Origin of the sequence: Sphingobium sp. AS12 (assembly GCF_019097845.1) — a bacterium.
Classification (GTDB): Bacteria; Pseudomonadota; Alphaproteobacteria; order Sphingomonadales; family Sphingomonadaceae; genus Sphingobium.
In genome coordinates, this window is record NZ_JAHRGM010000046.1 from 135,509 (window position 1) to 156,380 (window position 20,872).

The 20,872-nt window shown below is 62.9% G+C and carries 20 protein-coding genes; 3 read left to right on the plus strand and 17 right to left on the minus strand.

Annotated features, from left to right (window positions below; translation table 11 throughout):
• Nucleotides 1-82: 82 nt before the first annotated feature.
• The 9 genes from KRZ98_RS17040 to KRZ98_RS17080 form a co-directional block, all read right to left on the minus strand.
• Nucleotides 83-1,540, minus strand: coding sequence for a CHAD domain-containing protein (locus KRZ98_RS17040; protein ID WP_217674629.1), 1,458 nt, complete (start codon nt 1,538-1,540; stop codon nt 83-85).
• A gap of 140 nt (nt 1,541-1,680) precedes the next feature.
• The gene (locus KRZ98_RS17045) at nt 1,681-2,304 is read right to left on the minus strand and encodes an NAD(P)H-dependent oxidoreductase (protein WP_217674630.1); all 624 of its coding nucleotides are present in this window, start codon (nt 2,302-2,304) and stop codon (nt 1,681-1,683) included.
• Between the two features lie 51 nt (nt 2,305-2,355).
• Nucleotides 2,356-3,516 (minus strand): metallophosphoesterase, encoded by a 1,161-nt coding sequence (locus tag KRZ98_RS17050; RefSeq protein ID WP_217674631.1) that lies wholly within the window; start codon nt 3,514-3,516, stop codon nt 2,356-2,358.
• Between the two features lie 134 nt (nt 3,517-3,650).
• A complete protein-coding gene (locus tag KRZ98_RS17055) occupies nt 3,651-4,148 on the minus strand; it encodes a MucR family transcriptional regulator (RefSeq protein WP_217674632.1) in 498 nt (165 codons plus the stop codon).
• A 372-nt stretch (nt 4,149-4,520) separates the two neighbouring features.
• Entirely contained in the window at nt 4,521-6,101 is a 1,581-nt protein-coding gene (locus KRZ98_RS17060) for an alkaline phosphatase (RefSeq protein WP_217674633.1), read from the minus strand.
• Between the two features lie 37 nt (nt 6,102-6,138).
• Nucleotides 6,139-9,435, minus strand: coding sequence for a TonB-dependent receptor (locus KRZ98_RS17065; RefSeq protein WP_217674634.1), 3,297 nt, complete (start codon nt 9,433-9,435; stop codon nt 6,139-6,141).
• A 160-nt stretch (nt 9,436-9,595) separates the two neighbouring features.
• A complete protein-coding gene (locus tag KRZ98_RS17070; RefSeq protein WP_217674635.1) occupies nt 9,596-10,654 on the minus strand; it encodes a FecR domain-containing protein in 1,059 nt (352 codons plus the stop codon).
• Nucleotides 10,651-11,238 (minus strand): RNA polymerase sigma factor, encoded by a 588-nt coding sequence (locus tag KRZ98_RS17075; protein WP_217674636.1) that lies wholly within the window; start codon nt 11,236-11,238, stop codon nt 10,651-10,653. Before KRZ98_RS17075 ends, KRZ98_RS17070 begins: the two co-directional genes overlap by 4 nt.
• 202 nt (nt 11,239-11,440) lie before the next feature.
• A complete protein-coding gene (locus KRZ98_RS17080) occupies nt 11,441-11,824 on the minus strand; it encodes a response regulator (protein ID WP_254798591.1) in 384 nt (127 codons plus the stop codon).
• 422 nt (nt 11,825-12,246) lie between these two features.
• On the opposite strand from KRZ98_RS17080, the gene KRZ98_RS24230 reads away from it, so the two are divergent.
• Nucleotides 12,247-12,477 (plus strand): helix-turn-helix domain-containing protein, encoded by a 231-nt coding sequence (locus KRZ98_RS24230; protein WP_368389844.1) that lies wholly within the window; start codon nt 12,247-12,249, stop codon nt 12,475-12,477.
• Nucleotides 12,478-12,562: 85 nt separating this feature from the next.
• Here the strand turns inward: KRZ98_RS24230 and KRZ98_RS17090 are convergent, their stop codons facing one another.
• On the minus strand, nt 12,563-13,774 hold the full coding sequence (locus KRZ98_RS17090; RefSeq protein ID WP_217674638.1) for an MFS transporter: 1,212 nt from the start codon (nt 13,772-13,774) through the stop codon (nt 12,563-12,565).
• On the minus strand, nt 13,767-14,189 hold the full coding sequence (locus tag KRZ98_RS17095) for a DUF364 domain-containing protein (protein ID WP_217674808.1): 423 nt from the start codon (nt 14,187-14,189) through the stop codon (nt 13,767-13,769). The genes KRZ98_RS17090 and KRZ98_RS17095 overlap by 8 nt, the downstream gene beginning before the upstream one ends.
• 231 nt (nt 14,190-14,420) lie before the next feature.
• Here KRZ98_RS17095 and KRZ98_RS17100 point away from each other — a divergent pair, with 231 nt between their 5' ends.
• Entirely contained in the window at nt 14,421-15,620 is a 1,200-nt protein-coding gene (locus KRZ98_RS17100; RefSeq protein ID WP_217674639.1) for a tyrosine-type recombinase/integrase, read from the plus strand.
• A gap of 134 nt (nt 15,621-15,754) precedes the next feature.
• On the opposite strand, the gene KRZ98_RS17105 is transcribed toward KRZ98_RS17100, so the two are convergent.
• The 5 genes from KRZ98_RS17105 to KRZ98_RS17125 form a co-directional block, all read right to left on the minus strand.
• Complete coding sequence (locus KRZ98_RS17105) at nt 15,755-16,084, minus strand: type II toxin-antitoxin system RelE/ParE family toxin (RefSeq protein ID WP_217674640.1); 330 nt, start codon at nt 16,082-16,084, stop codon at nt 15,755-15,757.
• On the minus strand, nt 16,081-16,305 hold the full coding sequence (locus tag KRZ98_RS17110; RefSeq protein WP_217674641.1) for a type II toxin-antitoxin system ParD family antitoxin: 225 nt from the start codon (nt 16,303-16,305) through the stop codon (nt 16,081-16,083). The genes KRZ98_RS17105 and KRZ98_RS17110 overlap by 4 nt, the downstream gene beginning before the upstream one ends.
• 110 nt (nt 16,306-16,415) lie before the next feature.
• Nucleotides 16,416-16,949, minus strand: coding sequence for a GNAT family N-acetyltransferase (locus tag KRZ98_RS17115; protein WP_217674642.1), 534 nt, complete (start codon nt 16,947-16,949; stop codon nt 16,416-16,418).
• Between the two features lie 7 nt (nt 16,950-16,956).
• Complete coding sequence (locus KRZ98_RS17120) at nt 16,957-17,238, minus strand: DUF1778 domain-containing protein (protein ID WP_217674643.1); 282 nt, start codon at nt 17,236-17,238, stop codon at nt 16,957-16,959.
• Nucleotides 17,239-17,452: 214 nt separating this feature from the next.
• The gene (locus KRZ98_RS17125) at nt 17,453-17,662 is read right to left on the minus strand and encodes a type II toxin-antitoxin system prevent-host-death family antitoxin (protein WP_217674644.1); all 210 of its coding nucleotides are present in this window, start codon (nt 17,660-17,662) and stop codon (nt 17,453-17,455) included.
• A 141-nt stretch (nt 17,663-17,803) separates the two neighbouring features.
• Between KRZ98_RS17125 and KRZ98_RS17130 the strand changes: the two genes are divergently transcribed.
• On the plus strand, nt 17,804-18,010 hold the full coding sequence (locus KRZ98_RS17130; RefSeq protein ID WP_217674645.1) for a hypothetical protein: 207 nt from the start codon (nt 17,804-17,806) through the stop codon (nt 18,008-18,010).
• 4 nt (nt 18,011-18,014) lie between these two features.
• Here the strand turns inward: KRZ98_RS17130 and KRZ98_RS17135 are convergent, their stop codons facing one another.
• On the minus strand, nt 18,015-20,858 hold the full coding sequence (locus KRZ98_RS17135) for a conjugal transfer protein TraG N-terminal domain-containing protein (protein ID WP_217674646.1): 2,844 nt from the start codon (nt 20,856-20,858) through the stop codon (nt 18,015-18,017).
• Between the last annotated feature and the right edge of the window lie 14 nt (nt 20,859-20,872).

The window sequence follows — 20,872 nt, forward strand, 5'->3', positions numbered from 1 at the left end:
TCAAATGTTCACTAATTGTTCCTATCGATGCAGAGAGTCAATCGAACTTGCCAGCGGGCACGGCCTCTGCTTGGCCCGAATTTCACCGCCAGAAGCGTCTGGCATCCACCAGCGCATCGTGCGCTTCGGCAGCGGTTTCGAGGAGATCGGCCTTCTTGTCCGCTCCGAGCAAGGCGACCGCCTGCGGATCATCTGCGAGCCCCAAGCCATTCAGAACGTCGGGGGCGGTGGCGAGATCGTTCAGCGCACCGAGCTGGTCCTGAAGCGCCTCGAGCGCGCCGACGAACTGCTTATGCCGGCGGCGCTCGCGCTTGCGCTCATACAGGGCGGCGAAGAACTCCGCCGCATAGCGCAGCTTCTTGGCGGCCTTGCGAACCTCGTGCCGCGCTTCATCGTCCAGATCCTCTAGATCGCGGCCGCCCTTTTTGACCTTGCGGCGGAAGCGGTCGAGCGCCTTCGCCGCGAACTCGCGCGCGGGCAGATCGCGGGTTTCTTGGCCATCCGGCGCTGAGCGCCATTCCCCGATGGCGATCCATTCGGCGAGATCGATCATCAGCGTCCTCGCCCGATCGGACCGCAGCACCACGGCGGCGTTAGCGTAGGCGACGACGCGCGCCTGGCCGAGCCGGTCGCGTAGCGGTCCATCCGTGGCGCGTTCGACCAGCACATCGAGATCGCGGGCCTTGCCCAACTCACCCGCCAGCCAGCGTAGTTCGCCGTTCAACGTCTTCGCGCGCCCGTCGCCAAGCATCGGCTTGTGGATCGACAGGGCTGAGCGCAGGCGGCGCAGCGCCACACGGGCCTGATGCAGCGCGTCCGGATCATCATGGTCGAGGACCAGCGGTTCGTTGAGGCGGAATTGCTTGAGGCAGGCGCGGGCGATGGTCAGAAAGGCGTCGGCCGCCGTCATCGTTACGGCTAGTGCGATCGGTCCCGCCTTGGCGGCGGTCGGCGCCGGCCCCAGCAGCCGATAGCCGCGCTGCGCCTTGCTGAGCACGCCCAGATGCGCCGGGGCCACGGCGTCGATCCGACGCGCGAGAGCGAACAACGCTGCTAAGTCGCCGCCCTTCTGCTCCAGCTCGATCTCGCGCACCGGCGTCTCGCGCTCGCCCGCGACGATCCGGCCGCGATCGAGCGCGATTTCGATGCTGTCATGCTCCCAGATGCGGCGCTCATTCTCGACGGTGAACAGCGGCGCGATCTCGGCCACCTTCTTCCCGATCAGCGCCGGGATCGGAGTCGTATCGTCGAGCATGGGACGGTCATCCTCGACGTCCCATTCCCATTCCGGGCGCACGAACAAGCCCGTCGCCGCGCCGCCGTCGACCTTGATAGTCTGAATTCGGCGGTCGCCATTGCGCCGGATGCGCAAGGAAAGGCCGGCCTCGAACAAGGCGTGGTCGGGCGTGTCGAAATAGATAGCGTGCTGGCGGACGATGACAGGTTCGACACTGAACAGGCCGGAGGTTTCCACGGCATCAGCCGCCTCGGCCGACAGCTCCAGCTTCATTTCAACTTCCTCGATTTCGCCTGCCGTCATTTTCTTGTGCCCTCTCAATAAGCAACCAGCCCTCTATAGCGATTGCTTTGACATTCTGAGACGGCAACATCGACCTTTATAGCTGGAGGAAATGAAGGACCATCTTGAAGGAACAAGGCATCGAGGCGATCGAAGGACCGTTAGACGACCGGGTCGCCCGCGTGATCGACCTTGGCGGCCCGCCGCAGCGACGTGGTGGAGGCCGCGAGCCGTTCGACCTTGCTGCGCCAGGCCGGGAGTTGCTTTTCGGCGCCGCCCTGTCGCGTCGGGCCGAGCTTGAGGATGCGGACTGGCTTGAAACCGCAAAAGCCGAATATCTGGCCGCGCCAGCGGCGCACGACCGGATTGCCGTAAACCCACCGCAGATACCAGGACGGCGTGTCCGTGGTGATGATCGCATCGGCTGAGCGGCCCGCCAGCAACCGGTCCCAGAACGGATTGTCGCGGTGGTAACGGAACGCGAACCCCGGCAGGAGCACGCGGTCAATCAAGCCCTTGAGCTGAGCCGGCTCGCCCCCCCACCACATCGGGAAGCCGACGACCAGATGATCGCAGGCCGCGATGGCTGCGCTGACGCGTTCGAGGTCCGGCTCCCAAGGCTGAACTTCCTTGTAGCCCCGACGAAGGTTCGGCTCGAAGGCGAGATCGCGCACCGCGATCCTCTCGATGTCCGCGTCGTCGCCCAGTGCGGCCTGATAGTGGTCGAGCAGATGGCTAACGAGCCGGCCATCGTCGGGATGGCCGTCGAGGATGAGAACGCGCATCGCCACCTCCGTTTCGAGTCCTGGATCAGGTCCAGCCGATAGCCCATAGCGTCAATTCAGCAGCTGAGGCGGGAAATCCAGCTCGAAGTCCGAGTAGCGCGCGGGGACCCCGAACGTCTCTTCGCCGTTCCGGCCCGCAAAGCGGCCGAGCAGTGGCGAATAGGTGTAGAAGTGGATCTTGCGTCTTTCGGTGTCGAACTCGATGAAGCGCAGCCAGCCCGCACCGCCATTGGCCGAACCCGGTGTTCCATCCGGGCCGATCGTATTGCCCTGATAGTCCTGCAACACCTGATAGACCGGATAGCCGGCATCGTTGCGGTCGATCCGCAGATTCTCGCCCTGCGAAACGCCGTCCAGGGTCGGCGTCCACATATGGCCGCTGAGGACCAGGAAGATCGCTGGATTCTTACGGATGAAACGATCCCAGACCTCGTCGGGCGGCAGATGGTCGCTGCCCGCGAAATAGCTCTCATAGCCGTTGGATCGCTCGGTTTTGCCGCTTAGGGCGGGAAGCAGCCATTCGTGCGTGGTGACGATGACCGGAAGACCGGGATTGGCGTCGATCACGCCTTGCGCCCACGCGAGGATGGCCGGAGTCGGCTGCATCTCCAGCGCCAAGTGCAAGAAGCGCTTTCCGCCGCCCGGGAAGCGCTGATAGCTGTTCAGCCCCTGATTGTAGGCGCCGCCAAACCAGGGCCTGCCCGCGAAATGTCGGGATTGTGGGCCGAAATAATATTCCCATGTCCGGCCGCCGGAAAGCGGCCGTGCCGCGCCGGGGCTGTCCGGCCCCTCCCACCAGCTGTAATTGTCATAGTCGTGATTGCCGGGGACCATCCCGAAAGGAATCGGCGAGCGGCTGAGGATCGAAACGGCGCGATTGGCATTGTCCCATTCGGCGCGGGTGTCCCAAGTGCGGAACTGATCTTCGGCGCCGCCCTCGACCTTCTGGCGAAACTGGCCGTCGCCATGCTGCACGATGTCGCCGACGAAGGTGGCGAACACCAGATTCTTCTCTTCGCGTTGGTCCACCAGATATTTCATCTGCTGGGCGAAGGTGTCCGCTCCGCGAGGCTGGGGGAGGGTGGCGTCGGCGTAGTTCTGCGTATCCGGCACAACCGCGACGGTGAATTTCTCAGCCCAGGCAGGGGCGGAGGCCATGAAGAGCGCTGCGCAAAGGACCAAGGCAAGCTGGAGACGGCTGAACGCTAGCATCGCTACCTCATTCGAAGTGGTGATGCCCCACTTGCACCTGTGCCGTTGCGCGATCGTGACGCTCCACGGACGATGCTGTTCCAGACACCGTCGAGAGCCGGGGATGCCGAAAGGCCTCCACCGGCGCCGGTGCCCTATGCGGGCTGCGGGGCCTCGACCGCCCTCTTGCGCGGCTTCCGTGCTACCGGCGCCTTTCTCGCCTTGGGCGCCTGCGCCGGCTCGACTGCCTTGGGCTTGCGGCCGAGTCCGATCTTCTTAGCCAGCGTGCGGCGCTGCTCTGCATAGTTGGGAGCGACCATGGGATAGTCGGGCGGCAGATTCCACTTTGCGCGGTAGTCGGCCGGCGTCATCTGATAATGCGTCATCAGATGACGCTTGAGCATCTTCAGTTTCTTGCCGTCCTCGAGACACACGACATAGTCCGGTTTGACCGACGCGCGGATCGACACTGCAGGCTCCTGTTTCACCTCCTGCGCGGTTTCTGCGTTGCCGAGATCGCTCAGCGCATCGTAAACATTGCGGATCAGCAACGGCAGATCGGCGATCGCGACGCTGTTGTTCGTCACATGCGCAGCCACGATGTCGGCGGCGAGGTTGATGAGTGTGCTGTCGCGTTCGGTTGCTTCGGTCATGCTTTGTGAGCTTCTCGGTCTGTTCGGAGGGGACAGGCAGGTTATTCTGGCTAGCCGTAAGTGAAGACGTTCGCAACAGGTGGCGTGAAATCGAGAATCATTCGTTGCCTGACAGATCTTCGGCGGCCAGTCGGCCTGGATCAGGCCGATCCGTGAAATTGGGTCCAGCCATCCGTGACCGTTTTCGACATGGCGCTGATAGCCGCCTCGGCGTGGGCATAGTCTCGCGCGAACGGCGGGGGCGGGACGCGAAGGGTTAGGATCGTTGCTCGGCCCACCAGGCCTGAAGGCGCTAGCCATTCTACTGAGTGCAAACGGCGAGTTCGCACGACGGAAGTGGCGGGATGCTATGGGGCAGGCAGCGCCGACATCCTATCCGATATGCAGTTTTGGCTTATCAGGAGATACGACATAGCGGGCGAGCGTGTTGAGCTGTCCTCCCGGCGACTGGACCTGATCCAGTGCCTTGATGTCGGCGCGCCATTCCGCCGGCGTTATGTCGAAGGTCTGGTAGCCACGCTGCTGGTTCATCAGCGCGAAATGGGGATTGTAGCGCAGATATGCCTGTCTGGCTGCGCTGTCCGCCACCCCGTCGCCGCCGGAAGAGATCGACGTGCCGAGGAACTCCGTCGCGGCCGCTGGCCCATCCAGTTCGTCATCCCGAGCGGGAACGACCCCGACATTGTGGATGTGGGCATCGCCTGTGGCGATAACGACATTCGTAAGGTTGCGCTCCACGATCGTCCGCACCAGCCGGGCGCGCGCTGCCGGGTAGCCATCCCAGGAGTCGGTGGCGATCGGTCCGGGACTGCCATCCGGCTGGCGCCGGACCAGCGGCATGGTACGCACCTGCTGGGCGATGAGGTTCCAGCAGGCATCGTTGCGAAGCCCTTCGCCGAGCCAGGCTTCTTGCGCCGTGCCCAGCATGGTCGAATCCGGTCCGGCCTCGCGCCGGCAGGCTTGCTCCTCCGGTCTGTCGCAAAGCTGGTCGCTGCGATAGCTACGGGTGTCGAGGACATGCATACGCAGCAGCCGACCATAGTCGAGACGACGATACATGGTCAGGCCATCGGGGCGCGGGAACTGCGCCTTTCGCACGGGCATATGTTCATACCAAGCCTGCATGGCGGCGAAGCGGCGCAGGAGGAAAAGCTCGGGCGCGGTGCCGTCCTGATCGAAGACGGATGCCCAGTTATTGTCCACTTCATGATCGTCGAAGGACATGATGAAGGCAGCGGCATGATGGGCAGCCTTGAGATCGGGATCGGCCTTGTACTGGGCATAGCGCCCACGATAGTCATCCAGGCTATAGATTTCGTCGCTCGCGTGAGTGCGATCGGCGACCTGTCCGGCGGCATCCTTGATTACGTAGGAGCTGGTACGCCCGTTTTCGTAGATGTAGTCGCCATAGTGGAAGACGGCGTCGAGATTCGGCTCCTCGCTCAAATGGCGCCAAGCATCGTACCAGCCTTGCGGATAGGATTGGCAGCCGGCAAGCCCGAGCCGCACGCGATTCGGCAACGTGCCCCCGGCCGGCGCGGTGCGGACCCTGCCCACGGGGCTCGCCTCGCCGCCCTCGACCAGGAAACGGTACCAATAGGGCCGCGAAGGCTGCAGGCCCCCGACTTCGACATGGACGCTATGGGCCAGCTCAGGTCGGGCGATCTCCTCGCCAGCACGGACGATGCGGGCAAAACGCTCGTCCTCCGCCACTTCCCAGCGCACGGGCACCGCGAGCGCCGGCATGCCAGCATGCAGCTCCAGAGGTTTGGGTGCGAGGCGCGTCCAGATTATGAAGCCGTCCGGCCAGGGATCGCCCGAGGCAACTCCGAGAGCAAAGGGGTCGTAGGAGAATTTCGGTGCTGCCCACGCCCGCGTGAATGGGTCGAGGCCGGCAAACAGTGCCAGCCCGCCTGCGGACATGAGGACGGTTCGGCGATCAAAGGTCGGCATGGAGCACCTGTTGAGAGCGATGGATGGGGCAGGGTGATCAGAAGGTCGCGCGTAGACCGACGGTGCCGTTGACGCCCGCATGGTTGTAGTTGGCGACATGACCGGGAGCCGAGCCGAAGGCATTCTCCACTCCCGGCGCCATACGATACATGGGCTTGTTGAGCAGGTTACGCACCGCGAAATAGGCTTGGAAGCCGGGCTTGATCTGGTAGCTGCCGGACAGATTGACATCCCAGCGCGCCCGGTCGTAGGTGCCGCTCGAGAGCGTTCCAGGCCGGTCATCGGTCCAGACCGTGTTGAGATAGAGCCGAACGGGACCTGTCCGGTAGGCGAGCGCAAGCGTCACCATGTTTTCGGGCGTGAGCGAGATCGGCTCATCGGGGTGGGTATAGGTGTAAGAGCCGCGAAGCGTCAGGCCGTTGAAGGGCGAGGGGAGGAGGCGCTCCAGCGAATAGTTGAATTCGAGCTCGACGCCCTGGATGTCGATCGTGCCATCGCCGACCGTGGTCGTAGTGCGGAACAAATAATCGGCATATTCAGTGCCGGTGTAGCCAAATTCCTGCGCGGTCATTTCCTGGACCTGGAAGGCGCCCTTGAGCTTGTTGCGGAAATAGTTGACCGCGATGAGGCCCACAGGCTCGAAATACTGCGCCAGCCTCACCGAGAAATTGTCCGAAAGCTCGGGCGTCAGGCCCGGGTTGGGCGCGGTGACGGTTTGCGTCGTTTCATTGACCGACCACACGCCGGCAAGCACATTGACCTCGGGCCTGCGAATGGTGCGGCTATAGCCAAGCTGGAGATCGGTATTGCGGAAAATGGAGATTTTCGTCGAGGCGCTGGGGAAGAAATAGTCGTAGCTGCCCTTGCGCGCGACCCGCGGGCGCGATTCATATTGATGTTGGATGCCCTCGACCGTCGTCGCCTGTCCGGTCGTGGGAGAGACCGTATAGCCGGCTGCCTCCATCTCAGCGGCCGACAGCGGATCGGGCTCAAGCGATCGCGTCCTCGTCTGCTCCCAGCGCAGGCCGGCGCGCACGGTGAGCCAGCCGGCGAGCGGCGCGGTCGCCATGGCGTAGGCCGCGTTCGTGTCCTCTTCGAAATGCCGGCTATTGGCGATGAAGGCGTTGTAGTAGTTCGCAGCCGTCATAGTGTGTGTGAACTGCTCAGGATTCTCGCGGAAGAGTTGGCCGAGCAGGTAATTGCTGGGCATGTACAGGTTGGGCGAGCCCGAGAGCGAGTAGTAGCTGAAACCCGAATTGTTGAAGGAGAGCGGCGTGCCGCTTTGTATCCGGGACAGGAACTCGGCGGTGCCGAGCGGCCCCACATATTGGTAGCGATGGGCTTCTCGCTGGTTCTCATATTCATAGGTGCTACGTTGCAGCTTGATCCCTGTCTTGAAGGTCACGGGCGCAAAGGCGAACGGTGCCTCGAATGCCAGGTTCAGCGCGCCACCCAGACGTTCGACGTCCGCCGATCGTCCGTCCTGAGTATTGAGGACAAGCGACGACACATTGAAGCTCGCCGGATCGCTCCAGTCCCGGCCGCTTATCTGGTTGATTGCCCAATCCGCGGCCTGATAGCTCTCGCTGCGTTGCGCCGAGAAATTGCCCCGCGAGGTCGGCGCGTTCGCGAGATTGAAGACCGCGCCTTCCTCGCCGAGGGGATCGTAGCTACTGCGCGAGTTGGAATAGGCGAAATTGCCGTCCAGCGTGACCCGGTTCTGCCGGAACTCGAAGCTCGGCACCAAGGTCAGGCCGCTGCCCTTTTTCGCGATGGTGTTCGAGCCGGCCGTCAAGGTGTTTGCCGTGTCGAGTTGCTGTGTCGTGAAGTCGAAGGAGGGGTTGCCGGCAAGGCCGCGCGCCCGGGCGCCGCTCGTGAAAGTGAAGGTGCGCTGGTCCGACAGATTGTAGGAGCGGTTGTAGATCGACATGAGCGACAGCGTGAGGGCATCGCTCGCCTTGAAATCGACCGTGACGTTGGTCGAGAACCTCGATACCTCCTGAGCGGTCACACGCCCCAGGAGCGACGCTGAGGCGAGGGGATCGGGACTCGCGGCGGTGGGGACATAGTTCCATCCGTTCTGGACCGTCTCCAGTTCCGTATGAGTGCGTGACAGGCTGGCGCTGGCCAGCACGCCCAGGCGGCCATCGAGGAAGACATCGGAGTATTCGATCGAGCCGCCGGGACGGAAACGCCCCTTGCCGCCCGTTTCTGTCGGTCCCGCGCGGCGGCTGTCCCACAGGTCCGATTGGGTGGTGGCGTTGAGCGACATGGTGATCCGCCGGCCCCTGCGGTCGAAGGCGCGCTTGGTCCGCAGGTCGATTGTGCCGGCCGGCGCATTGGCATCGACATCGGCGCTGATCGTCTTGGAAATCTCGATGGAATCGATACTGCTGAGCGATGCCTGCTCGAAGCTGAAGGCGCGCGAGCTTGCCGCCCCTTCATTGGCATCGGCGCCGGCTACGCTGATGCCGTTGATAGTGACGGACGTATATTCCGGGGGCAAGCCTCTCAGGCTCACATAGCGCACCGTGTCGTCGGCCCCGCCCTGATTCTGCGTGGCTACCCCCGGCATGAACTTCAGGAATTCGCCGATATTGCCTTCCGACACTTCCCCGAAGGATTCCGACGACAGATTGTTGGTAATGTTCATCGACCGGCGCTGAGCCATGATCGCCCGGGCATCGCCTTCCCGCACGCCCGTCACGACGATTTCGACTCCTGCCTGCCCGTCTCCCGGCGCTGACAGCGCAAAATCGCGCCTTGCCGTCTCGCCAGCCGCCACGTCCACGGTCGCGCTCTGTTCGGCATAGCCGGTGAAGCTGACCGTGAGGGTAGCGACGCCGGCCGGCACATCGACGATCCGATACTCACCGCCTTCTTCCGAAGTAACCGTCCGCCGCTCGCCGCTGGCCGTGACGATACGGATGATAGCGTCGCGCTTATAGTCTCCAGTCGCAGGATCAATCACCTGACCGCCGATGCTCCCGGTGCCGACCTGTTTGCTCGGCCTCGTATCCTGGACGATGGTGTAGGCGCCATTTGAGCTGGCTTGAAAACGCAAGCCTGAGCCAGCCAGCAGCGTCTGCAGCACCTCCCGCGGCGTATAGGTCCCCCGGATAGCCCGCGACGTTCGGCCGCGCGTGAGGCGCGCCTGGGCCGTCACCACAACATCGCCCTGACGTGAGAACTCGACGAGCGCCGAGGCGAGCGGCTGCGACGGAATGTCGAAGTCGCGCCGGGCCGCCGCCTCCTGCGCGAATGCGGGGCTTCCCGCCACCAGCGCCGGCAACGACACCATACCCATCAACGCAAATCCGACGATCTTCTTCACGGAACCAGTCCCCCTTGCTCATTGCACATCAGCGGGGTGCATCCATCGACCGTCCGCGATGATGACTCTCTGGATGCACACCCGGGCGACCGGACGAATGAGGTTGGGGATCTGGACAGAGAAAATTTCGCAGCCGCAAAAAAATGCGATCGCGCGACGACTATTCGCCGGCTCTGAAACTACGCTCCAATCTGATCGTGCCATCCGCGTCCCGTCGAACAAGGATCGGCAAAGTGTTCGGCAGCGTCTCCAGCATCTGGTCGATCTGCGTGGTCCGGAAGGACGTCGTGAGGCGCTCGTCGCCGAGCGAAGGCGACATGATCTTGATCGGGTGCGGAGAATAGCGGGTCGCATCCGAGATGATCTCGGCGAGTGGGGCGTCCTGATAGTCGAGGCGGCCATTGCGCCACGCGCCTGGCTCCGTGCCGTGCAAGGACTCCGGAAGGCCAAGTGGACCCATTTCGGTCGCCACAAGCTGCTGCCCCCTGACGAGCCTCACTATCTGCGTCGCAGCGTTTCGGTCTGGGCCAGGCGACTGGTTGGAGGCGACTGATCCGGGCAAGACGTCGACGATCCCTTGCAGGACGGAAACGCGGACGCGGCTGCCATCATAATTGACGTTGAATTTCGTGCCCACGACCCGGATGCGCTTGTCGCCGACAAGCACGATGAATGGACGTGACGGGTCGTGAAAGACCGAGAAGAAGGCTTCGCCTTTTGTCAGGCGGACCCGCCGCTCGCTGTTCGTGAACACCACATCGAGCGCCGAGCGTGCGCCGAGCGTGACGATACTCCCGTCGGCCAAGGGAACGTTCCGCACCTCGGCGATCTGGGTGGCATAGTCGGGACTATGCGGCCGCAAGATCCAGGCGCCGGAGAAGATGAGCACCGCTACCACACAAGCCAATGCCAGGCGGGGCGCCGTGACGGCAGGCAGCCGCGAATTGCTCAGCCCATGCCGGAGTGCCACAAGGCGTTCGCGAAATGTCGGCGTGCCCAGCAGGTCGGAATAGGCCGGGTGTTCCGTGAGATGGGCCGCTTCCCGCCACGCGAAATGCATATGCCGACGCGGGGCCTGACTTTCGTTAAGCCAGGATTCCGGCGGACCGTCCTTCTCACCTTCCATCTCCGCATGATGGACATGGTTCGGGCGCGCGGCAATAGTTGCGCGCTCGGCATCGGCATGAAGCCTTTCTTGCTTCCGATCTTCGCCGCTCACCCTCGCCGTTCCGCCTTTTCGAACGCATACGCGCAATCTTCGAGGGCGCGCTGCACATGTTTGTAGATCGCATCCTCCGACATGCCGAACTGGCGAGCGACCTCTCGCGGCGCGTGGCCCTCCGCACGCACGAGAAGGAACATACGCCGCCTCATCTTCGGCATGGCCCGGAGCGCCTCCTCGAAAATCGCAAATCGCTCTTTGGCAAGGAGGACGCGTTCAGGCGAGGGTTCTGACAGAAGATATGCATCGAGATAGGATAAATCGCGATGCATCGCGTTGCGATGACCCTGCCGGCGCTGATGGTCGATCACAAGATTGCACGCGATCGTATAGAGATAGCCGCGTGGATCATCGAGGCTGGCGAAATTGTCGGCGGCAGCCAGTCTGGCAAATGCCGCCTGGGCGACTTCCTCCGGCTCGGGTGGCCCGGAGCCGAAGCGCCTGGCAAGGTAGCGTGCCAGGTCGCGAAAATGAGCCCGATAAAGCATCTCGAGGGAGAACTGCTTGGGAGAGCCGGAGGCGACCACGCTATCGGCATGAGGAGCCGCAAGCGTGCCATCGCCTTGATGTGCTCCATCCATTCTCGATCGCGCTTCGCCATGGCGGGATTGCCCGTCTTGCGAAGGTCGCGCGTCCGAGCCTGACCCTGTGAGTGCAGGCCTCGCTCCCTAGGAGTGATATGATACCATATTGTGACAGCGACCCCGGTGAGCCATAAGTCAATCGCGCAACCGGCGTCGGTGGCGGGTCCGCTGGTCCATGGTTCAGTGGCGACCAATCAGCCTAAAGAAGCATACTGCCCAGTGCTGCGACCAGTTCGTCGGGATGATAGGGCTTGGCGAGATAGTCGGCTCCAGTCGGCATCTCGCCAGCGCCTGGCCGCAGCCGGCCCGAGGTTATGAGGAGAGCGACGCAGGGCCAGCGATCGCGTATCGTCGCGGCCAGGGCGAGGCCGGTCATTCCCGGCATCTCAATATCGGTGAACACCGCTCCGATATCGTCCCGTTCCTCCAGGATGGCCAGCGCGTCTGGTGCATCGCCCGCCTGGAAGATGCGATAGCCCGCGTCCAAAAGAATGTCGGCCGCCATGGCACGCACGAGCGCCTCGTCCTCGACGACAAGAATCGCAGCGCCGTCATCGGCCATCCCTTCCGATTGTGTCCTCATGCACCGTTTACTCCCATTTATGCGCCAATCCCTTTGGCGTTGAAACGATGAGGGCGGGGCCTTGGACCCCGCCCTCCCCGCCAGCGGATTTTGTTATAGCTGGCGGGCTCGAACCGCCGGGAGCTTTCCGCAGGAGAGAAGAAAGCGCCGCAGGGCAGTCCAGAAAAGGTCCAAGGACGACTTGCGCGTGGGCAGACGGCATCATCGTGTAAGCCGCGAGATCTAAACAGGAATCCAGGACGATCGAGCGATCGGTCGACAGGTAGACGACTATTCATGCGCGCACATATCGCTATCTCCGGCCGACACCCGATTCTCATCGTAACGGAAAAAATGATACTTAAAACCCGTCGCCTTATAACCATCTTGCGGGCGAATTATGAAGGGTGAAACGCACTTGCCCTGGACTTTTACGTGGCATCGTGGCGGCAAATGTCCGTCGCTATCGGAAGGCGCTCGGCGTCAGTCAGCAGGACTTTGCCTACGATATCGAGATGGACCGGACATATTTCGGTGGCGTTGAGCGGGGTGAGCGCAACGTGTCCATCGACAATATCGAGCGAATAGCGCGCGGGCTGAAGGTCAGCGCGCATCTCCTGTTGATGCAGCCTGACAGATTGGCCGAGGACGGCGCAGCTTCGCCGGACGCATAAGTGCAGGCACGGAATTGACATCAGTGGCGGAGCTGCCGATCTTGGACGGAGTATAATGCCGTCGGTGTCGGTAGCGGCCGGGCGTCTATTCGCCGGCTTGGTTCGTGCTCTTTGTTCTGAGCAGCATGGCAAGGCCCAGCGCGCAGGGCGCCGCCATTCCGGCAAACACCGTCCATGGAAGCGCCGGCACGCCCAAGGTGGTGGCCTGGTCGAACATCCAACCCCCGGCCACGTTCCCGATACCGCCGCCAAATGCGAGCGCCAGCGAACTGAAGCCGAGGAACGTCCCCATCGCGGCGGGATTGGCCATGCTCGCGATGATACTCTGCTGTGTCGGTCGGGTCAGGATCGCGCCCAGGGAGAAAATGGCGACACAGGCCAGGAAGGGTGCGAAGCTGGAGACGAGGGCCATTGCCGCGACGCCCGCCGCCATGATGACGACGCCGGCAATGAGAATCTGCGCGGTCGAAAGGTGCTTTTCGAGCCATCGGACCAAGGGATATTGGAGCACGATCGACATGCCTGCGCTCAGGGCGAACATGATACCGATCCCTGTTTCGGAGCCGGTAAGGCGCATCACCAAGAGGGGAAAGGTAATGTTCATTTGGACCGAGACGAACCAATATGCCATCATCAAGAGCGTCATCAGCACAAACGGCCTGTCGTGCAGCACCAGGCTGAAACTGGCTTTGAAGCCGCTGTCGGGGCCTCCCGCTTCGATATGGGGCAGCTTCATGGCGATGAGCGCATTGAAGGCGAAGCAGGCACCGGCGGCGAGTGATACGGCCTGAAAATCGAAGCGGAGCAAGGCGACACCGATCAGAGGTCCGAGCGTCGTGGCGATCCCGCTCACCGTGTTGCTCAGCGAATAATATCGGGCGCGGTTCTGCTCGGCCGTCAGCGCCGCGATCGCAGCTTGGTAAGGCGCTTCAAACAAGGCACCGCCCAGCGCCGAGACGACCATCGCCAGCAGAAGGCTGGGCAGGTCGTGCGCAAAGGCGAGCGCGCCAAACCCCACGGCGCGGAGCAGAACCCCAAGCACGATCATCCGGCGCGGGCCGGCCCGGTAGGACCATAGCCCGCCGAAGATCGCAAGGCCCTGCTGCGCGAGCTGCCGCACCGCCAAGGCAAGCCCGACGGTGGCAGCCGCCATGCCGATGCGGTCGACGAAGTGAACGGCGACCAACGGCATGACCATGGTGAACCCGATCACCATGAAAAATGTATAGATCAGCAGCGAGCGCAAACCTCTCCGGCGCGTTTCGTCGGAATAGGCGGCGGAGGCCGCATCACTCATCGCTACCCTCGGCCGTCGAACGATAGAGATAGACCGGGGTGGGATCGCCGCTGAATTGCGAGAAGGGGAAGGGTTCGGCGGAGATTGCCGCGATCCCGTTGCCCAGGAAGCAAGGCGCGATGGCGCTGCCCGTCTGTGCATAGATCAAAAGCGGGATGGAGCGCTCGCGCGCAACCGCGAGCGGCCGGTCGAACGAACCGTTGCTCATGGTCATGCCGGTGGCGATCACCATGTCGGCGTCGGCCAGGACCGGCTCCATATCCGACGCCACGGCATGACCGAACTGCGTGGTTTCCATGTTGAAGTCGCAGGGCAGACAAACCCCTCCCTGCTCCTCGATCGCGGCGACCAGGGGATTAACCACGCCGATCAGTCCGACCTTCTGGCCGGGTTCAATCCTGAGCAGGCTGGCAATGGCCTTGTCGCGTGCGACGGCCCGCGTCGGCGGATCTTGATCAGCGTGTGGCTCATTGCAGCGTCGGCATGTTGGATCGGTCCAGCCTCAGGGCCAAAATGATTCGGGCTGAGCACACGCCAAAAATGCGACGAAGCATCCCCTCCCCACCTGATTTTCTCACTTACCATAATGGGAGATTATGGTAAGTATAGGGTCGCGCAAACGGTAGGGTAGGGGCAAAATACGCACATGATCGAGAAGCCTCTGGACCGGTCCGACGCGGAGATCATCGTCGTCAGGACAGATGACGCGGCGCTTCCGATGCGATCACGCAACGCTGACGCCGAACCCGTCGATATACGGCTGCTTCGCACGATCGGCGGCATCGTTCCGACCGACCTCCCGCCGGTCAGCCAGCTCGGGCTTGAGACCGCGCTTACGGCAATGGCCGATGCGACCAAGGCGGCGATCGCTGCCGATCTCGACTGCTGGCGCGATTGGTGCGACGACGAAGGCCGGTCCCCGCTCCCGGCCGATCCCGAGGACATGGTGCGTTACGTGAACGCGCTGGACGCCAGGGGCAAGAAGCCCTCGACGCTCGCGCGGCGCATCGCGAGCCTCGGCTCGGTTCATCGCCTGATGGGATTGGCCAGCGATGCAGCGCCCACCGACGCGCCGATGGTGCGTGCGGCACTTAAAGCCATCCGGCGGCGTAGAGGTGCATTGCAGCGCCAGGCAGCGCCATTGAGGCTGGGCAAGGCGCTGGACCCCCATGCCGCAAAGGGGTTCACCCTTGCCGCGCTGCTCGACGCCTGCGGTGGCGATCTTCAGGGTTTGCGGGACGCGGCGCTGTTATCACTCGGCTATGATGCCGGTCTACGGGTCAGCGAACTCACTGTTGTGGAAGCGAAGCATATCGACCCGCACAAGGATGGCTCGGCGACCCTGTTCATCCCCTTCTCCAAGACCGATCAGGAGCAGGAGGGCGCTTGGGCGTGGCTGTCGGCCGAAACCATGCGGCGGGTCGGCGCGTGGCGTGACGCAAGCGGCATCGAAGAGGGGCCGCTTTTTCGCCGCGTCGGCGTCGATCGACGGCGCGCTCACGAGGCGGAGCCAGAGGCCGCGCTGGCGCGAACGACTTATTCCATTGGGACAGCGCCTCTCACCCGGCAGGGCGTCAACGGCATCTACCGCCGTGTAGCCATCGCGGCATATGAGATCGGACTGGTGGAGCTGTCTGCAGGCAAGCTGCTCGATGCGGTGCAAGCCTTGTCCACCCACTCGCTGCGCGTCGGCCTGACCCAGGATCTCTTTGCGGCAGGGGAAGACGGCGCCGGCATTGCGCAGGCGCTCCGCTGGAGCTCGCCGACGACCGCGCTACGCTATGGCCGCAAGCTCGCCGTGCGCAGCAACGTCGCAGCGCGCGTCCTTTCAAGGGTCCGCAGTTAACCGCGTGACAAAGTGCGCGCGCTCGTCTGCTTCAAGTGCGTGACGGTCGCTGCAATAGGCGCCTTTCCAAAAGATTCGCAAAACCCCAACGGTCAGTTGCGATCTCGCATCTCCGTCGCCTTTGACCTGGAAGGCTAGCTGTCACCGGGCTCGCCAAGCCAAGCAGGGATATCGCGACGAGCATCGAGTACGCGCCACACATCGATATGGTCGTCCCGTTCGGCATAGAAGACAAGCCATGGATAGCGCTCGAGCCGGCGATGGCGCAGCCCCGGCAGGTCCAGCTCATGTGCATAGCGCGGCGAGCCGATGCCGGGATGCTCCGCGATGGTCTGGTAGGTCGCCTCCAACGCGTCAACAAAGCCGAGCGCGATATCCGCACCGGCCTCGCGCGCATAATGGTCGATAGCTTCCTCAATGTCGCGTTGAGCCTGGTCGCGCGGGACGACCCGCCTCGCAGTCATTCCGTGCGGCGAGCCCGCGCGCGCAGCCGCTCAAAATATGCTCCGTCAGCAGGGGCTCCAGGCGGGGACTCCGCGCCGTCCAGAAGCAGGCGGCGCAGCCGCTGCCGCTCCTGGTCCTTGCGAATCAGCTCGCGCACATATTCGCTGCTCGTGCCATAGCCGCGGCCCAGGACCTGCTCGTCGACGAAGCTCTTGAGCGTCTCAGGCAGCGAGATGTTCATTGTGCTCATGCTTGTCTATTTAGTAGCTTTGGCAAAAATTGGCAAGATTGATAGTCCATCGCAATGGCCGCAAGCTCGCCGTGCGCAGCAATGTTGCAGCGCGCGTCCTTTCACGGGTCCGCCGCTGACACCTTCTGACTATCTGTGGCTGTCAACGCCGCACGGACGTCTCCGATCGCTCGCATAAGCACAGAAGCATCGTCGCGGGCCGCAACAAACCCCCAACTTTGCCAGTACCGCTCGGCATCGGCGTCGATGGCGCGTACAACGATTGCCCGACCCCCGATGATTTCAGCACCCGCTAGACACCGCCGTAGCGCGTCTGTGACGAGCGCAGACCCGATTCCGCGACCATGCTCCCGCTGATCCACAGCCAGCTGACCGATCAAAAGGCAGGGAATTGGATCCGGCGGGCGACCTGTGCGGATTCTGCGCGGGGCGGCCGCTGGATCAATCGCGCTTGGAGCCAAGCCATAATAACCTACTACGCGGCCTTCCTCATGAACAACCATGACACGCGTGAAATCGTTGCGCTGATTGGCCTGCGCATAGGATTTCAACCAGTCGTCTAAAGCAGGCTTTCCGCATTCGAACTCCTCAAGATGATGTGAAGCCGAAAGTGGTTCTACTGATGAAATTGCCACGCGATGTTCAGGCCCAAGGCGCCTTGCGAGTCAGTCGTTCCTGCGCTTTCGGCGGCAGCGGCTTCACCGGTGCATCGATCGCAGCAAGGAACTCGGTAAACGTCTCGTCAGAAACTCGAACCACGCGCTCGTTGAGCATCGCGAGTTGAGCATCATGCAGCGCTGCCCGGCGAACAAACTCCGTACGGGACAGACCGACCGATGCAGCGCCTCGATCGATGATCGCGAGATCATCGTTGCGAAAACGCATCGAGACCGGTGTCTCTTTCCGGACAGCCGTGACGTTCATTGGAGTCATCCTTCTATGTAACGCATTTGTATATACGCCAGGATTGGGCGGGCGACAAGGGATCGAGAGCCAGATCGAGTGCGATTGTGGTCCTCCTCGGCATCGCTCAGGCCCTCCGCCGGCGCCGTGCGGCCCGCGTCGGCTAGGCCGCGTGCGATCGAAGCGTCCAGCTCCGCGAGCCGGGTCTCCCTTCCTGCCGATCGGGCGTGTATCCTTATCGAATGCGTCCGCGGATACGTTCCCTTAGCCCCGCAAGAGACTGAACCCGGCCTGCTGCCACGTCGTCGCGCGCGATCGCCAACAGCTTGAACAAGGCGAGCAATTCCTGGGTTCTCGTATAGCTGACCACGCCCTGAATTACGGCCTTGGCTTCGCCATTCTGTGTGATCATAAGTGGAGGGTGCCCTCGCCTAAATCCCGACATTTAACCCTAGCCTTTGACATCGCTTCCTGAAGGTCGCCCGGCACCGCTCCGCGAGAGCAAGAGAGACGCCCCGAGGATCCTCGCGTCGAATCAATTTGCGAACATTGCACGAACACTGTAAGCCTGCGGCTGAGATACGCCATGCAAAAATTCGACTGGAACACCTTCAACGCGACGCACGACCACGAAGGCGGTCCGATCTCGCGCTACGTCCACGATGGAAGCGATCTGCTGGAATATGGCGATCGCTCTCAGTCGCCATATTCGGGCCTGGGAAAAGCGATCGGTATTGCACTGCTCGGTGTCGTCGGTGGGCTGATTCTGGCGATCGATCATCTGGTATTTTGAAGCGTCATTTCCTTAGATCGGGATCGTTGAAAAAGCCGATATCCTGATTGTCCTGGACTTCTTGGCGCACCTGCGACCCGGCTTCGACATGCAGATTTCGCCCAGCACGCGCAGCTGCCCGCCGATCCTCCAATTCGGCCCTTCCAGCGTCGATGATCGCATCCGCATCCGCAATGCCCCGTGCTGACGGCGCTCCGCCGCCGCCTCCCACACGCGCCGGCGCATACCGTCCGCGAACGTCCGCCGAAGATGAGACGTCGGGGCGCTCGATGTCGACCATGTTCGGCCGGACCAGATAGTCGTCGATCTCGGCGCGGATGACGTCGCTGCGTTCGTCCATCCACCGTGCGATCATCTCGGCACGGACCGACTGCTGATGATAGGACAGATCCGTGGCCCACAGTTCGGGAACATCCATGCCCGGATTGCGTGCCTGTTCGCGGCGATACCATTGCGCGAGGTCCTGGCTCAGATTCTCGGAAAGCTGCATGCCGTGGCTCTCGGCATAGCTCGCATCGCGGTTGAGCGATCGAGCGATCTCATCGAGCCGCTCAGCCGATCGCGTGTAGGAATGCGCAAGGGCCAGCGAATCCTCGCTTACGCTCGCATCCGAGCTTGTCGTCGACGACCGGTTGAACGAACCTGCTCGTTCATAGGTGCCCTCGGAGGACGAAGCGCCGCTCCCACTGGCATGATCGTCCCGCACGGAGCTTCCCGAGCTGTTTTGGGTTTCGGCGCTGCGAGACCTCTGGGTCTGGTGGCCGAGCGCTGATTGTTGATCGGCGTTTGCCCCTACAGAAACGGAGCCGGCGCCGCGGATAGGAGCGGGCGGGCGGCCTTGCGAAGCTCCTCCTTGACCGCTCTGCGCTTGTGGCGCGGGACCCTGCCCACCGCGGCCCGCGCCAGTGCCGGCATTGAGCGATCCACCAACGGATCGAGAGACAATGACGCGCCGATCGCGGCTATCCGTCACACCCGCCCGCTCGCTTTCGCTGGACCGCTGCTCGATACTCTCGCCGCCGGTGGTGGTGCGGCGGTCGAACTGCTCGACCGATGTGCCCGACTGAACACCGGCACTCGCCTCGCTTCCCGACGTGCGTTCGTGCGACAGCGTCGTCGACACCGCGTTACGATGCTGCGCGGTCAGCACCGACGAGGCGGCATTGCGGAAGCTTTCCGCCTGGCGCTCCGCCTCGCTGGCCAGCTCGCGCCACTCGGCGACCGTCCCTGTGTTCATTGTCGGCGTGAACTGGAGCCTGGAAATGGCGGCGCTCGTGTCGATCACGTCCCTGCCGTTGCCAAACCCACCAACGGTCGCGCCATTGTCCTGGCGAACGCTGACCCCGGCGGCGCCCGACATATAGCTCGCCGCCGTCTGCCACTGATTGCTCTGGCGCATGTTGGACGTCCAGTTTCCGGCGCTCACATTTCCATAGCTGTAATTCCCGGTGGTCTGCTCCGCTGCCGCTTGCTCGGCGGCATTTTGCGCTGGCGCCAACATCGACATGCTGTGGCTGGCAATGCCCATCGCACCGCGCGCGAGGCCTGCCGCGAGAAACGGAACCGACATCAACATGAAGCCGGCGATCGTCGCCGTCTCGGCGTTGACTGCCCCGATCCCGGCGAAGGTGCCGAGCGTGACGCCGCCGCCCGCTATTCCAGTTGCTGCCATCTCCGCGCGCGTCATGCAGATCATATGGAGGACGACATAGAGCGGCCCCCATGCCGCCAGATAGAAGAAGCCTGTCGCATAGCCCTTGAGCGCCGCGACGCCGGTCTGCGGCATGAGGAATAGCGGAAAAATGACGGGAAACATGGCGTAGAAAACGACCGTAAGTACGATGTGCAGGACCGGTACCCAAGCCATCGCCTGCTGCGCGATCGAGTTATAGGTGTTGCGCGCCTGAATGTCGGCGCGTGTCGTCGCGAAGGTGTCGATCGCGGCCGCACCGCTGCCGCCGGCCATGCCGTTGCGTGCCTGGGCGAAGGCATTGATCGCCGTATTTTGCCGTAGCACACTCGCATAGGTCGGCGACCCGCCGGTAAATGCCTGCGCGACGACAGGCACGTCGTGGCGCAGCTTGTCCGCGGCGAGCGCATTGCTGAGCCGTGGAAAGGCTTCCCTTCCCCATATCGGCAGGTTCGCCTCGATCATCGGAGTCCATTGCGCGTCGAGCGCCTGGTATGCGGTGCGGCAGGTCAGGATCGACGTTTCCACGGAGCCGTCGGATTGGCGCTCGACCCATTTTTGCGAGCGGGCTTCCGAGCCAGGACCGATCGTCGCCCAAAGATCCGCAGCCCGCGAAAGATCGGTCATCGACTTGAAGCCGAGCATCAGGTCGTAGAAGGTGCAGGACTTGAAATGCTCCTCGAGATTGGTCGCGAACTCGGCATCCCGGATCTCGAAATTACGCGTCGCGTCGAGCAAGCGCGACCCATAGACCATGCCGTTGCCGCTGTAGTTCAGCTCGCTCGGCATGCTGAACACCGTCTCGGCGGTGCGCGTCAGATAGTCCCCGACCTGGCTGGTGAAACTTGCCAGCACGCCTAGCCCCAGCGGTACGTTGTCGACTGTAGCGGGCGCCAGGGCCGGGTTGAGCCGGTCCGTCACCTTGATGTCGATCGTCGGGACCATCAGGCACAGATAGATGGCGGTCGCCTGCAAGAACCAGTTGAACCACGAGCGATAGTTAAGCGTGAACGCGACCACGAGCAGCGCGTAGATCAGTCCCATCACCAGCGCGACGCGGATCAGCGCGCGATAGCCCCCGCCCCCCGACCACGCCGCCACGGCGTTGAAGACATTGACGAGATACTCGCCGCCGCCGATCGTGAAGACCTCGAGCATGATCCCGGGCGACC

Coding starts and splice junctions, on each gene's coding strand:
- KRZ98_RS17040 (WP_217674629.1), bottom strand. CDS start 1,540: ATGACGGCAGGCGAAATCGAGGAAGTTGAAATGAAGCTGGAGCTGTCG.
- KRZ98_RS17045 (WP_217674630.1), bottom strand. CDS start 2,304: ATGCGCGTTCTCATCCTCGACGGCCATCCCGACGATGGCCGGCTCGTT.
- KRZ98_RS17050 (WP_217674631.1), bottom strand. CDS start 3,516: ATGCTAGCGTTCAGCCGTCTCCAGCTTGCCTTGGTCCTTTGCGCAGCG.
- KRZ98_RS17055 (WP_217674632.1), bottom strand. CDS start 4,148: ATGACCGAAGCAACCGAACGCGACAGCACACTCATCAACCTCGCCGCC.
- KRZ98_RS17060 (WP_217674633.1), bottom strand. CDS start 6,101: ATGCCGACCTTTGATCGCCGAACCGTCCTCATGTCCGCAGGCGGGCTG.
- KRZ98_RS17075 (WP_217674636.1), bottom strand. CDS start 11,238: ATGGATGGAGCACATCAAGGCGATGGCACGCTTGCGGCTCCTCATGCC.
- KRZ98_RS17080 (WP_254798591.1), bottom strand. CDS start 11,824: ATGAGGACACAATCGGAAGGGATGGCCGATGACGGCGCTGCGATTCTT.
- KRZ98_RS17090 (WP_217674638.1), bottom strand. CDS start 13,774: ATGAGTGATGCGGCCTCCGCCGCCTATTCCGACGAAACGCGCCGGAGA.
- KRZ98_RS17100 (WP_217674639.1), top strand. CDS start 14,421: ATGATCGAGAAGCCTCTGGACCGGTCCGACGCGGAGATCATCGTCGTC.
- KRZ98_RS17105 (WP_217674640.1), bottom strand. CDS start 16,084: ATGACTGCGAGGCGGGTCGTCCCGCGCGACCAGGCTCAACGCGACATT.
- KRZ98_RS17110 (WP_217674641.1), bottom strand. CDS start 16,305: ATGAACATCTCGCTGCCTGAGACGCTCAAGAGCTTCGTCGACGAGCAG.
- KRZ98_RS17120 (WP_217674643.1), bottom strand. CDS start 17,238: ATGAACGTCACGGCTGTCCGGAAAGAGACACCGGTCTCGATGCGTTTT.
- KRZ98_RS17125 (WP_217674644.1), bottom strand. CDS start 17,662: ATGTCGGGATTTAGGCGAGGGCACCCTCCACTTATGATCACACAGAAT.
- KRZ98_RS17130 (WP_217674645.1), top strand. CDS start 17,804: ATGCAAAAATTCGACTGGAACACCTTCAACGCGACGCACGACCACGAA.
- KRZ98_RS17135 (WP_217674646.1), bottom strand. CDS start 20,858: ATGCTCGAGGTCTTCACGATCGGCGGCGGCGAGTATCTCGTCAATGTC.